The following is a 13,781-nucleotide window of genomic DNA, read 5'->3' as shown; positions in this document are numbered from 1 at the left end:
CTAAACGAGTTGCTCGCGCATGCGCAGAGCTTCTTCCATATCGACTTCAACGATACGCGAGACGCCGGATTCCTGCATGGTGACACCGACGAGCTGTTGCGCCATCTCCATCGTAATCTTGTTGTGACTGATAAACAGAAACTGTGTGTTGGTCGACATCCGCCGGACCATCGAACAGAAACGCTCGGTATTGGTATCGTCCAGTGGTGCATCGACTTCGTCAAGCAGGCAGAACGGCGCCGGGTTGAGCTGAAACATCGAAAACACCAGGGCAATCGCCGTCAGCGCCTTCTCGCCGCCCGACAGCAGATGAATCGTCGAGTTCTTCTTGCCCGGCGGCTGCGCCATCACCTGCAGACCGGCGTCGAGGATTTCGTCGCCGGTCATGATCAAGCGCGCCTCACCGCCGCCGAAGAGCGCCGGGAACAACTCGCCGAAACTGCGGTTCACCGCATCGTACGTATTCTGCAACAACTCCCGGGTTTCGCGGTCGATGCGGCGAATCGCATTTTCCAGCGTTTCCATCGCCTGCGTCAGGTCGGCCGACTGCGCGTCGAGGTAGCTCTTGCGCTCGCGCGCCGCTTCGAGCTCGTCGAGCGCCGCCAGGTTCACCGCCCCGAGGGCGTCAAGCGAACGCTGCAGCGCAGCGATCGCGCTTTGCAAAGTGCCGACGCGCACGCCAGCGACTTCGCCGGCCAGCGACTGCTCGTCGGCCTTGGCCGCAGCCAACTGCTCGGCTGCCTGTTCGACGTTCAGGCTGGCCGCCTGCTCCTTGAGCTTCAGCTCGCCGATCCGGTTGCGCAGCGGCTCGAGGCCATGCTCGACGCGCAGGCGCTGCTCGTCGAGCGTGCGCAAAGAATTCGCCGCAACTTCCAGCGCATCGCGCGCCGCAGCGATGGCGTGTTCGCGGCCAACGCGATGATCAAGGGCCTCCTGCAAGCGCGGCTCGAGGTCATCGGCGTGCATCGCCGTGGCGTTCTCCTGACAGCGCAGCAGCTCCCCGGCAATCCGTTCGAGTTGCTGCTGCGCCAGCGCGCGGCCGCTGGCCAATTCCTGCAGCTTGTTGCGGCACTCGCGCTGCGAGAACTCGGCCTCGCGCAGTTCGCGCTCGCCAACGACGACTTGCTCGCGCTCGTCGCGCAGTGCCCGCTCGGTCTGCTCGAGGAGCGCGCGGGCGCCGGCGATCACCGTCTGCAGCTGCGCGAGGTCTTCGGCCAGCAGCGTGATCGCCTCGTCGGCGATCAACAGGCGTTCGCTCTCGGTCTCTTCCTCGGCGGCCATTTCGGCCAGGTTGTCGTCGATCTGCGCCTGCCGCTCACGAAAGCGCTCGCGCGCCTGCGCGAGTTTCAATGACTCGACCTGCATGGCGTGTGCGCGCTCCTGCAGAGCGCCGAGCTGCTGGCGACAATCGTGCAAGCGCTGCTGCGCGTCGAGCAGTTGCTGCTCGAGCTCGGCCAGCCTGGCCTGCGCCTGTTCGACCAACTCGTCGCGCTCGCTGATCACGCCGACCAGCTCGTCGATCTCGCGCTGCCGTTCAAGCAGGCCGTGCTCGCCACTATCGGGCGCGAACAGGGTCACGCTCTGGCGGCCGACGAGATCACCGCCGGGCGTCACGCAGCACGCGCCGCCCGAGAGCTCGCCGCGACGCGCCAGCGCGCCCGCCAGATCGGCGGCGACCAGCACCTCGCCCAACCAGTCGGCGAGAATCGCCGACGACGCCGGATCGCCGCAACGAACGCGCGCCAGCAGGCGATCGTCGGCGATCACCGCGGCGCTCGCCAGCGACGCGCCGGCGGCGGCGGGCAGCAACAAGGTCAGCTTGCTGCCTGGCCGGTCGGCGCTCCACGCCGGGTCGGCAGCCTCGGCACGCAGCGCGCCAAGGCGCTCGCGCAGGAGCGCTTCGACGGCGTCTTCCCAGCCGGCGTCGACCTGCAGCGACCGCCACAGCGCGTCGCCGGGCGGCAGCTGATGGCGGCGCAGCCAGTCGTCGAGCTTGCCGTTGCTCTGCAGGCGCTGCTGCAACTGCTGCAGCGCGATTCGCCTGGCGTTGGCCTCGGCGCGCTCCTTCTGCGCCCGCTGCACTTCGCCAAGCAGCTGCCGGCGCTGCTCTTCGAGACGCGGCAAATCGCCTTGTTGCTCGTGCTGCTGCTCCTGCGCCACCTCGATCCGCTCGTGCAACTCGGCGAGCCGCTCCTGCTGGTCGGCAAACTCACCTTCGTCGGGCGCCGGCAGCGCTGCACGCTCGCCGACCAGGCGCTCGCGCCGGCTGGCGATGATCTGCAGCGAACGCTGCGCGTGGCCGCGGTTCGCCTGCTCGACGTGCAAGCGCTGTTCGGCCTGGGCAATCGCCGCCCGCTGAGCATTGACCGCTTCGAGCGCCGCGGCGTGTCGCTCCTCGGCCAGCGGCAAGCGCTCGTGCGACGCTTCAAGGCGCAGCTGCCCCTCTTCGACGCGTCCGTCGGCGGCCGTCAGCAGCTCCTGCCAGCTCAGCTCGTCGGCGGCCAGTTTGCCGGCCTGCGTCTGCCAGCTCTGGCGTTCGTCGGTGAGCTGCGCCAGGCGCGTCTCGTATTCGCGCTGCGCTTCGCGGCGATGGCGAATTTCGGCCTCCAGCCGCGCCACCTCGGCGTTCGCCGCAAAAAGTTCGCTTTGCGCGCGATGGACGCCGTCGCTGCTCGCAAAATGCGTTTCACGCGCTTCTTCGAGGCGCGCCTCGGTATCGCGCAGCGCCGCGTTGCCGGCTTCCAGGTCGGTCGTCGCCTGTTCGACGTCGCGCGCCAGGCGTTGCCGCTCGGCCTGCGCGTCGTTGCGCCGCAGCAGCCACAGCAGTTGCTGCTTGCGCAGCAGGTCGTCGTTGTACTGGCGATACTGGCGGGCAACGGCGGCCTGGCCCTCGAGGCGCTCCATCTGCGACGCGAGTTCGAGGCGAATGTCTTCGACACGCGTCAGGTTGTCACGCGTATCGGCCAGGCGATGGCCGGTTTCCTTGCGCCTTTCCTTGTAGCGCGTGACGCCAGCTGCTTCCTCGAGGAAGACGCGCAGCTCGTCCGGCTTGGCTTCGATGATCCGCGAGATGGTGCCCTGGCCGATGATCGCGTAAGCGCGCGGACCCAGGCCGGTGCCAAGAAACAGGTCGGTCACGTCCTTGCGGCGAACGTGCTGGTTGTTGATGTAGTACTCGGACTGGCCAGCACGCGTCAGCAGCCGCTTGACCGACAGCTCGGCGTACTGTGACCACTGCCCGGCGAGGCGACCGAGGGTGTTGTCGAAGACCAGTTCGACAGCCGCCCGCGAAACCGGTTTACGCGACCCCGAGCCGTTGAAAATCACGTCCTGCATCGACTCGCCACGCAACTCCGACGCGCGCGATTCGCCGAGCACCCAGCGCACCGAATCCATCACGTTCGACTTGCCGCAACCGTTGGGGCCGACGACGCCCACCAGCTGACCAGGCAGCGCGATGCTCGTTGGATCGACAAAGGATTTGAAGCCGGCGAGTTTCAGTTTGGTCAGGCGCATGAACTAGCACTGAGGCGCTGCCTTCACGGCGGCGCTGGAAGAGATCGGAAAAAGCCCTGTCTCGAGCGAGTGCCCCCGTCCGCCAGGCTGGCAATCAGCGAATATTCCGGCGGGGCATAAAAACGGCCGCCTATAATAGCACCCTGCCTGACCGATTTGCCGGCCAGCTTGCCAGCGCCGGGCACGGCCAGCCACCCCCCGCCACCTGCAACACCACTCGGAACAAGCATGAGCGCCCCAGCAGCCGACAACCTGGACACCGCCCTGGCCACCGCCCTGGCTACCTTTCCAAACCCCGCCACGCAGCGGGATTTCCACATCCACATGGAAATTCCCGAGTTCACCTGCCTGTGCCCGAAGACCGGGCAGCCCGATTTCGCAACGCTGATCCTCGACTACATCCCCGACACGACGTGCGTCGAGCTGAAGAGCCTGAAGCTCTACATCTGGTCGTTCCGCAACGTCGGCTGCTTTCACGAGGATGTCACCAACCGCATTCTCGACGATCTGGTACGCGTCACCGAACCGCGCTACATGCAGCTGACGGCGCGCTTCTACGTCCGTGGTGGAATTTTCACAACGGTCGTCGCCGAACACCGCCAGTTCGGCTGGACGCCGCTGCCGAGGGTGCTGCTGAGCGACTTCCCGCGGCAATCGAATACCAGCGACTGGCCACGATCATGAACCCACCAAACAGCCCGCCAACAACACCCGCCAAGCCGCGGCTGACGCGCCTCGAGCAACTGCTCGGCGACGCCGCTCTCGAACAGGCGATGCCACTCGACCAGGCGCAGGCCTACCTCTGTGCCGCGCTGTCGGGTCCGCAGCCCATTCCCGAAGAACAGTGGCTGGCGGAAGTGCTGGGCGCTACGCCAGATGGCCTCGGTGAAGCCGGCCGGGAAGCCGCCGATCTGCTGCGCCTGTTGGCCGCCGAACTGCAGAGCGAACTGGCGAGCGGCGAACCGCTGGAACTGCTGCTGCATGCCAAAGAGGGCGACGAGACGGGCGCCAGCGACTACGTTTCATGGTGCCAGGGCTATCTGCACGGCATCGATAACGGCAACGAAGACTGGTTCGCGGCGCTCGGTGCCGAAGACGGCAAGGAAGACAACGACGAGGTCGCTTACCTCGACGAACAGCTATTCACGCTGTTCATGCTCACCGGCGACGCCGAGGCCGCCGCCGGAGCAGCCGGCGAAGAATGGTTCTCGGGTGAGGAATTGCGGCGCCTGCAGCTCGAAAGTGAGGAAAAGCTGCCACAGGTGATCGCCGACATCTACCGTTTCTGGATCGCCAAACGCCGCGTCAAGACCATCCGCCGCGAAGCCGCCAAAGTTGGCCGCAACGACCCCTGCCCCTGCGGCAGCGGCCGGAAGTTCAAGAAGTGCTGCGCAGCGAGCTAGCGTAGTGCTGCATTCTTGACGAAACCTTCCGCAAGCCTGAAAGCAAGGCCAGAGCAAAACATTGTGGTCGCTGAAATGGGCCTCTGCCAAAGCGCTGGCGGCCACCCTTCAAGGGTAAACGCCCCACTCGGCGAGCCTTGCCGGGTGCCACAGCCGACACGCGGCACGCACCCATACCGTCATTGCGAGGAGGCAAAGCCGACGCGGCAATCCAGCGCCGCCCTCCTTCACGGCCGATGCAGAAGCGTCGACCCGCTGCCCTTGTCGCGCCCTACAAACCAAGCCCTGTGACATAACTGATCATCACCCCGGCAGCGACCGCCGAGCCGATCACGCCGGCGACATTGGGACCCATCGCGTGCATCAGCAGGAAGTTCTGCGGATTGGCTTCCAGGCCAACCTTGTTGGCCACCCTGGCGGCCATCGGCACGGCCGATACGCCGGCCGCACCGATCAGGGGATTGATCTGGCTGCGGGTAAACTTGTTCATCAGTTTCGCCATCAGGACGCCCGACGCCGTACCAATGGCAAAGGCAAAAATCCCGAGAACGAGAATCCCCAGCGTTCGCTGATTCAGAAAAGCTTCCGAGCTCAATTTCGAGCCGACGCCCAAACCAAGGAAGATGGTGGTGATGTTGATCAGCGCGTTCTGCGCCGTGTCGCTCAAACGATCAACGACGCCACTCTCGCGCATCAGGTTGCCAAAGCAGAACATCCCCAGCAGTGGCGCAGCGGTCGGCAGAAACAGTGCGACGAGCAGCAGCAGCGCCAAAGGAAAAAATATCTTTTCCGTCTTCGATACGGTTCTGAGCTGCGTCATCTCGATCCGCCGTTCTTCAACGGTGGTCAGCAGACGCATGATTGGCGGCTGAATCAAGGGCACCAGCGCCATATACGAATAGGCCGCGACGGCAATCGCTCCCAGCAGATCGGGGGCCAGCCGACTGGCGACAAAAATCGCCGTTGGCCCATCGGCGCCGCCGATAATGCCGATCGCCGCGGCGTCCGCCAAGCTGAAGTCCATGACGTTGATGGCCGATAGCGCGACGGCACCAATCACGGTCGTGAAAATACCAAACTGCGCGGCAGCGCCGAGGAGCAGCGTTTTCGGATTGGCCAGTACGGGCCCGAAATCGGTCATCGCGCCAACACCCATGAAAATCACCAGCGGGAATACCCCCGTGGCGATTCCCGCTTCATAGATGTAGTGGAGAATGCCGCCGGGGTTGGCCATGTGGCCAGCGGCATCGAACACCGGCGCCGCGAGAAAGCCAGCGCCAGGGACGTTCACCAGAATGGCGCCAAAACCAATCGGCAGCAGCAATAATGGTTCAAAGTTCTTCTTGATTGCCAGATAGACGAGCAGCAGGCCGACCAGCATCATGACGAACTGCCCGGCCTCCAACTGATAGACACCGGAGTCCTTGAGCAAGATAAGCAGGCCATCCATGGTCTTTTATCCTATGGTCAGCAGCGCGTCGCCGACGGCTACAGCATCGCCGGATTTGACCGCCACACTGCCGACAAGCCCCGACTTCGCGGCTCTGATCTCGGTCTCCATCTTCATCGCTTCAAGAATGATCAGTATGTCGCCTTCGTTAACCCGGTCGCCAGCAGCGACTTCTACCCTGACAATATTGCCTGCCAGCGGAGATTTCATTGCTTCGCCGCCGCTTCCTGCGGCTGCCGCGACTGGTGCAGCGGCTGTGCCAGTCGCCGCGGCAATCGGTGCCAGCTGTGTAATGTCACCGCCGTCAGCGACCTGCACGACGTACGATTGCCCGTTGAGGCTGACCGTATAGACGCTGGCGCCGCCCGTCGGTGCCGCCGCGAGCGCAGGCTTGGCTGGCGCGACGTCGGCGCTGGGCGCCGGCTCAAAAGCACTGGCATTGCCGCGATTTTTCAGGAACTTCAGGCCGATCTGGGGAAACAGCGCGTAAGTATTCGGCCAACCCGTAGCGCGCCAGCGCCATTGCCGAGGCGGGTTAGCGGCAGAGGACTGATCGGAAGGCTCTGTGAAGGGGGTAGAGCCAGATGTCCTTGATCGGGAGGATCGACTTGCTGGTGGGGCATTTCTTGCCTCGCCCGGCGGTTTGACCGACCTTGATCCAGTTGGCGGCCTGGTAGCAGGTGCCGCGATGGCGGGGCGTCTCGACGAAGGTTTCGAGCAGCACGGGGCGGTAGCCGTAGCGCGCCAGCCAGTCCTTGGGCAGTTGCCGCTGCATAAGCGAGAGGATCTTGGAGGCCAGGCCCTTGCACTGGATCCAGGGCAGGATCAGAAAGCGGGCATTGTTCACCACCAGTTGCAGGTTCCTTTGTCGCTGCTCATCGTGCCAACCGATGAATTGCTCGCGCGCGGCGAGTTTCCAGGCGCTGGCGCCGAAGCTGAGCAAGGCGACCAGGGTCTCGCCGGCGAAGACGAAGTAGCGGCTCTGACTGCCCGCCATGGGCGTGTGGCCGAGATAGTGGTAGCGGGCGATGTACTCGTTCCACAGACGCGAGTTCGCCGAACCGACGACCTGATGCAGACGCAGCGGCGGCAGTTCATGCACCGGCTGGGTGAGCAACGGTTGTGGATCGGTGGCGTGAGTAGGCAGATACTCGGGTTGGCGAGGAGCGGCCCGTCGTGCCGCCGGCAGGGTGAGCAGGCCGTCGGCCTGCATACGCAGCATGGCCACCCGGCAGGTCATATCCTTCAGCTCGCCATTGGGCTTACGCCAGTCGAAGAGCTCACACACCTGGCGCGACAGTTGCGCGCGGCTGCTGCCAGGATGGGCTTCGATCAGGCGGCAGAGGGCCTGCAGTTCGTCGTCGGTAAAGTGACGCCCGCAATAAGGCTTCACGAGCTATCGATGGGACGGCTCTGATCGACCGGGATGCCACGCATCTGAGCCAGTCGATCGGTCGCCATCGCCCAGGGCAGAAAGGCACTCAAGTCCGTCGGCGGCAGGTTGCCGTTGGCGGCGCAGGCCTCCAGATACGCCGTCAGCCAGGTGCGCGGGTTGATTCCCCACAAGCGCAGCGTCAGCAGCAAGCTGAACATCGTCGCGGCGAGTGCGCCGGACCAGAGACTGCCCGACCCATAGAAGTTCTTGCGTGCGACCACCGGCGTGCGCTGTGCGCGCTCGGCGGCATTATTGTCCATCGCCACCTCGGGGCGGTCGACAAAGACGGTCAGGCCGGACCAATGTTTGCGCATGCTTCGCAGCACCTTGCTCGCCGGCATTTTGAGCGCCGGGTTCGCCAGTTCGCTTTCCCGTTGACTGGCCATTTGCGTGATCGCCTGCCGCAAGGCGCGGTCGCGTTCGGCCCACTGTACTGGGTCGCTACGGACTTCCAGGCGCCGTCCATTCAAGTGGTAGAGCTGAGCGATCTGCTCGACCCAGGCCAGTGCCCAGTCCGCGAGCTCCGGATGGGCGTTGGCCAGTTCCAGGAAATCACGCCGCTGATGTGCCCAGCAGAAAGCCAGAATGAAGTGGTCAAGAACTCGCGCGAGCTTCTTGTAGGCCGAATAGCGATCACAGATGATGACTCCTCCGGCGCTACCGGAGAGCTCCCGGATCGGCACCGCCGCCGAGCGGCTCGGGTCGAGCACGAAGTGGATGACCGATGGGCCGTGGAACACCCAGAAATACCAGCGATGTCCGACCTTCCCTTCGGTCTCGGCAAAGACCCGCCAGCGGGTCTCGTCTGCGTGCCACTGTTTCTCGCTGCGTAGTTGGCCAAGCAGTGCTTCTTCAAGCGGCTCGAACAGCGGTGCCAAGGCACGCAGTCCGCCGGCCACCGTTCCTGCCGAGAGCGTCAGTCCGTGGTCGGACAAGTCTCGCAGAAGCCGATGCGTCGGCTGGCCGTACAAGAACTTCGACAGCAGCAGGTGCACCCAGATCGACACGCCGTACTTTCCACGCGGGATCAATCGTGCCGGCGGTGGCGCGGTCAGAATACCCCGCGCGCCCGAACACTGACAGGTCCGCCGGTAGCGCCGCCGGCAGATCTTCCGGCGGTAGGCCTTGACCTCGATCTCGAGGACTTCACTGTCTTCCGTGCCGGGAAAGTCGACGTAGCCCAGACCACAGTCCGGGCAATGCGGGCAGTCGATGTCGATGACCTCGATCTGCGTCGGCAAGTGACTTTCCGGGTTCCGCCCGTGACCCGCTGCTCCCGGTTGCTGACCTCGAGCTCGCGACGATTTTTGGTCCGCCGCCGGGTTCTTCTCGGCTCCCGAAGAGCGTTCTGACTTGCGACCAAACAGGCGTTTTTGCAGATCGCGGATCTTGCCCTTGGCCTGCTCCAGTTCGCTGCGCAAGGCCGCCTCGCGCGCCGCCGCTTGCGCCATTTCCACCCGATGAGCGGCCTCCGATTGCGCCAACCGAACCAGCGCTTGTCGATGTTGGCTCCGCCAGAAGCTGGCCTCCCAGCGGAGCTTGATTTCCTGCTCCTTGGTCAACGTCACCAACACCTCGGCGAACGGCGCCACTTGGCGGTGACTTGCCGCCGATCCTCCGCCAATGATGTCCGCACCCGTGTCCATGCGCCGCATGGTGCCGGATTTCCGCTGCTGTGTCCAGTCCAGATTTCCGGTCTACCCGCCAATCGCTGACTGAACCACGCCGACCAAAAAAGCGGGGGCTACGGGTTCACCGAATACTTACAACAGCGCATAGGTCAGCACGTCGTCGATTTCCCGCTCGCCACTTTCCAGTTTGAAGTTTTCAGACTTCGCCAGCTTGCGCAGTTCGTTGGTCAGCGTCTCGATTTCGGGCTTGAGCAGATCCGCCGGACGGCAGGTGATCGGCGCCGCGCCAGCCAGCACCCGGGCCTGCAACTCCTTGTTTACCGGCGACGCGGTCGAGCCGTATTCGCCCTTGAGAACGCCGGCGGTTTCCTTGGTGATGTTCTTGTAGCGCTCGCCAGTCAGAACGTTCAGGACCGCCTGGCTGCCGACAATCTGCGAGGTCGGCGTGACCAGCGCGATATTGCCGAGATCCTGGCGGACACGCGGGATCTCCTTCAGCACCTCGGCCATCCGGTCGCTGGCGCGCTGGTCCTTGAGCTGGCTTTCCATGTTGGTGAGCATGCCACCGGGCACCTGTGCGACGAGGATACGAGCGTCAACGCCCTTGAGCTCGCCTTCGAATTTGGCGTATTTCTTTCTGACTTCGCGGAAGTAGTCGGCAATTTCGGCCAACAGATCGAGGTTCAGACCGGGATCACCGGGACGCCCTTCGAAAATGGCGTTGATCGTTTCCGTCGGCGAATGACCATAGGTCATACTCATCGACGAAATCGCCGTATCGACATTGTCAATATCGGCTTCGATGGCCTTTACCAGCGTCGGCACCGACAAACCGGTCGTCGCGTGACAATGCATATGCACCGGCAGCGAGGTCTCTGCCTTGAGCCTGCTTACCAGGTCGTAGGCATCGTAAGGATTCAGCAGCCCCGCCATATCCTTGATGCAGATAGAATGTGCGCCCATGCCCTCGAGCTGCTTGGCGAGGGTCATCCAGGTCTCGGTGTTATGCGCCGGACTGGTGGTGTAGGACAAGGTGCCCTGGGCATGCTTGCCGACCTTGCGAACGGCCTTGACCGAGCACTCCATATTGCGCGGGTCATTCATGGCATCGAAGATCCGGAAGACATCCATGCCATTGCTCGCCGCACGCTCGACGAAGCGCTCGGTCAGGTCGTCGGCGTAGTGGCGATAGCCCAGCAGATTCTGACTGCGCAACAACATCTGGTGCGGCGTATTGGGAATCGCTTTCTTGAGTTCGCGCAGGCGCTGCCACGGGTCCTCACCAAGATAGCGGATGCAGGCATCAAAGGTCGCCCCGCCCCAGGTTTCTACCGACCAGTAGCCAACCTGATCGATCTTTGCCGCGATCGGCAGCATGTCCTCCAGACGGAGGCGCGTTGCAAACAGCGATTGGTGAGCGTCTCTTAATACGACTTCGGTAATCCCCACCGGTTTTCTAGCTTTAATCATATCTGGTCAGCCTTTTCGTCTGTAGCTACAATTTGGAATCTACCTGGAGCGATGCTTGTGGATCGCCGCAGCTATAACGGCAAGAAGTATTTGATCGTTCGGTTCCCCGGACGCTACCCGCTTGTTCGGCGCCGCAGGCTTTTCGGGCAGATATTTCTGGATCAGCGACGACATTAACGAGGTCACCATCACGAGGATCGAGAGAAAGAAGAAAACGGCGCCCATACCCATAAACATCAGGGTCACGCCTTCTGCGAACAATTCTCCGGAATTCATTAATATCGCCCCTTTCAAAGGCCTGGTGAGACTCGATGTCTGCGAACCAATGGCTGCCAGCCTATCGCATTTGAAGCGATCTTGCCACTGCAGGGACCGCCGGCATGGCGAAATCGACTGCCGGCCATGATCTATCGGCGGCGCCTCTGGAAAATTATCAAATAAGCTGAAAGCATAATACAAGGCGCTGGTTTTATATATGTTTCACTTATTCAACCGATATGAATACAGACAGCCATGGAGCCGACAAAAGCCCCTAGACAGCTCCGATCGCTGCGGCAATGTACAAGAGAACGCGGGTAGCGGCCAGATAGTCCCGGAGAAGTCGAGTTTGCTGCCATGCCGGCGACACGACAACCGCGCTGCATTCCGCGGCGACACGCGGACGACGACAGCGGCGGCGCAGCGCTCAAGTGGCCGCGCGCCGCCGCTCGTCAGCAGCGCCTTCCATGCTCGCCGAGAACAAACTGGCGGCGACGATCAATGCGCCACCCAGCCAGTCGCGCGGCGCCAGCGCCTCGTCGGCCAGCAGCCAAGCGGCGAGCGCGGCAAAGCCGATTTCGGTGAGCATGATGACGATCGCCCGGTTGGCGGCGACCCGCGCCAGACCGAACTGGACGACCACGTTGGCGACCACCAGGACACCGCCGAGCAGCGCCAGCAACAGCCACAACGACGGCTCACCGGGTAGCCGCAGGCTGCCGACGCCGGCCAGCAGGAGGACCACGCCAGTCAGCGTGACGCCGGCAAAAGCGGCCATCGCCTTGATCGTGATCGGCAGATCGGCGGCACGCCGCGAGAGGACATTGAACAGGGCAAACGAAAAGCCGGCGAGCAGGCCGAGCCAATCGGCAAGTCCCTGCGGTAGTGGCAGACCCGTCGGCACGTGCCAAAGCATGATCGCCGCGCCGAGCAGCGACAGCGCGATGACGCCGACACCGGCGCGGGTCAGCCGCTCGTCGAGCAGCAGACGCGACAGCAGGACAGTCCATAAGGGCGCCAGGTAGAACAGCAGCAGGACGCGCACCACTTCGCCATTGAGCGTCGCCAGCACGTAGCCAAGGTTGCAGCCGGCAGCCGACAGCGCCAGCCAGAGCAGCGGCCACGATAGCGGCCAGCGGCCCACTTGCCGGCGAAAGAACAACCGCCCGAGAGCGAAGGCGAGACCGTAAGTGAGCGTCGACGCGGCGATGCCATCGATGCCACCGTCGCGCAGCAGCCGGTACGGGTACCAGATGACGCCCCAGATCAGCGCGCCGGCGAGCAATGCCAACACCGCCAGGCGCTGCTCGGGCGCCGCCGCAAGGCTTGCGATCGGCCGCTTGATTCCTTTCACGCTCAGTCGATGCCCCTTATAATCGCCTGCACAACCTGCCCTCCCGCGACGAAAAAACACGCCCGTGAATCCCCACCTCAGCAAGCTGCAGCCCTATCCCTTCGAGAAACTACGGCAACTCTTCGCCGGCGTCACGCCGAACCCGCAGCTGCGCGAGATCAGACTGTCGATCGGCGAGCCGCAGCACGCGACGCCAGCGTTCATCAAGGACGCGCTGACGGCCAATCTCGCCGGCCTGGCCAGCTATCCTAGCACCCTCGGCAGCGCCGAACTGCGACGCAGCCTGGCAGCCTGGCTGAAGCGTCGCTACGGCCTGCCGGAGATCGATCCGGAGACGCAGGTAATGCCGGTCAACGGCTCGCGCGAGGCCTTGTTCGCATTCGCCCAGACGGTGATCGACCCAACGCGCGGCGGCCCGCCGCTGGTCGTTTGCCCCAACCCCTTCTACCAGATCTACGAGGGCGCCGCCTACCTGGCGGGTGCCGAGCCGCGCTTTCTGAACACCCTGCCCGACAACGACTACGCTTTCGACTTCAAGGCCTTGAGCGAGTCCGAGTGGCAGCGCGTGCAGTTGTTCTACGTCTGCTCGCCGGGCAATCCGACCGGCAAGGTCCTGTCTCTCGACGACTGGCGACAGCTCTTTGCCCTCGCCGATCGTTATGGCTTCGTCATCGCCTCGGACGAGTGCTACTCGGAAATCTTCTTCGACGAGGGCGAACCGCCGCTTGGCTGCCTGCAGGCGGCCAGCCTGCTCGGGCGTGGTTTCGAGCGCCTGGTGATGTTCTCCAGCCTGTCCAAGCGCTCGAACGTTCCCGGCATGCGCTCGGGCTTCGTCGCTGGCGACGCGGCGACGCTCAAGTCCTTCCTGCTCTACCGCACGTATCACGGCAGCGCGATGAATCCGGCGGTGCAGGCGGCGAGCGCCGCCGCCTGGAACGACGAGGCGCACGTCGTCGACAATCGCCGCCGGTACGTGCAGAAGTTCGCCGCGGTGACGCCGCGGCTGCGCGAAGTGCTCGCCACGGCAATTCCCGACGCCGGTTTCTATCTGTGGGCGAGGACGCCCATCGACGACGGCGAATTCGCCCGCGCGCTACTCGCTGACTATAATGTCGTCCTTCTGCCGGGCAGCGCCCTGGCGCGCAGCGCGCAGGGAATCAACCCGGGCGCCGGCTTCGTCCGCATCGCGCTGGTCGCGCCGCTCGCCGACTGCATCGAAGCCGCCGAACGCATCCATTCATTCGTTTCAAGACTCTAGGAAACC

General features: G+C 63.8%; 9 protein-coding genes and 2 pseudogenes. 3 read left to right on the top strand and 8 right to left on the bottom strand.

Annotated features, from left to right (window positions below; all coding sequences use genetic code 11):
- Positions 1–3,516 carry a chromosome segregation protein SMC gene (gene smc, locus QZ656_RS14960; protein ID WP_291994130.1) on the bottom strand — a complete coding sequence of 1,172 codons (3,516 nt, stop codon included), beginning with the start codon at positions 3,514–3,516 and terminating at the stop codon, positions 1–3.
- A gap of 228 nt (positions 3,517–3,744) precedes the next feature.
- Here smc and queF point away from each other — a divergent pair, with 228 nt between their 5' ends.
- Together queF and QZ656_RS14950 are read left to right on the top strand one after the other, a co-directional pair.
- Positions 3,745–4,200 carry a preQ(1) synthase gene (gene queF, locus QZ656_RS14955; protein ID WP_291994129.1) on the top strand — a complete coding sequence of 152 codons (456 nt, stop codon included), beginning with the start codon at positions 3,745–3,747 and terminating at the stop codon, positions 4,198–4,200.
- Complete coding sequence (locus QZ656_RS14950; protein ID WP_291994128.1) at positions 4,197–4,919, top strand: UPF0149 family protein; 723 nt, start codon at positions 4,197–4,199, stop codon at positions 4,917–4,919. Before queF ends, QZ656_RS14950 begins: the two co-directional genes overlap by 4 nt.
- A gap of 271 nt (positions 4,920–5,190) precedes the next feature.
- Here QZ656_RS14950 and QZ656_RS14945 read toward each other — a convergent pair whose 3' ends face one another.
- The 7 genes and pseudogenes from QZ656_RS14945 to QZ656_RS14915 form a co-directional block, all read right to left on the bottom strand.
- Positions 5,191–6,369, bottom strand: coding sequence for a sodium ion-translocating decarboxylase subunit beta (locus tag QZ656_RS14945; RefSeq protein ID WP_291994127.1), 1,179 nt, complete (start codon positions 6,367–6,369; stop codon positions 5,191–5,193).
- A 6-nt stretch (positions 6,370–6,375) separates the two neighbouring features.
- Positions 6,376–6,861 (bottom strand): annotated as a pseudogene (locus QZ656_RS14940) (biotin/lipoyl-containing protein); the annotation flags it as partial.
- 43 nt (positions 6,862–6,904) lie between these two features.
- On the bottom strand, positions 6,905–7,762 hold the full coding sequence (locus QZ656_RS14935; protein WP_291991636.1) for a DUF4338 domain-containing protein: 858 nt from the start codon (positions 7,760–7,762) through the stop codon (positions 6,905–6,907).
- Entirely contained in the window at positions 7,759–9,459 is a 1,701-nt protein-coding gene (locus QZ656_RS14930) for an IS66 family transposase (RefSeq protein ID WP_291991655.1), read from the bottom strand. The genes QZ656_RS14935 and QZ656_RS14930 overlap by 4 nt, the downstream gene beginning before the upstream one ends.
- Before the next feature lie 114 nt (positions 9,460–9,573).
- Positions 9,574–10,905 (bottom strand): annotated as a pseudogene (locus QZ656_RS14925) (pyruvate carboxylase subunit B); the annotation flags it as partial.
- 39 nt (positions 10,906–10,944) lie between these two features.
- Positions 10,945–11,181 (bottom strand): OadG family transporter subunit, encoded by a 237-nt coding sequence (locus QZ656_RS14920; RefSeq protein ID WP_291994126.1) that lies wholly within the window; start codon positions 11,179–11,181, stop codon positions 10,945–10,947.
- 409 nt (positions 11,182–11,590) lie between these two features.
- On the bottom strand, positions 11,591–12,517 hold the full coding sequence (locus QZ656_RS14915) for an EamA family transporter (protein WP_366522171.1): 927 nt from the start codon (positions 12,515–12,517) through the stop codon (positions 11,591–11,593).
- Between the two features lie 64 nt (positions 12,518–12,581).
- On the opposite strand from QZ656_RS14915, the gene dapC reads away from it, so the two are divergent.
- Positions 12,582–13,775: a succinyldiaminopimelate transaminase gene (gene dapC / locus QZ656_RS14910; protein ID WP_291994125.1), complete on the top strand. Its 1,194-nt coding sequence runs from the start codon at positions 12,582–12,584 to the stop codon at positions 13,773–13,775.
- Positions 13,776–13,781: the final 6 nt, after the last annotated feature.

Source organism: Candidatus Accumulibacter sp. ACC003 (assembly GCF_907163085.1).
Lineage (GTDB): Bacteria > Pseudomonadota > Gammaproteobacteria > Burkholderiales > Rhodocyclaceae > Accumulibacter.
Note: the sequence above shows the minus strand (reverse complement) of the source record. Positions and strands in the feature narration are given on the sequence as shown.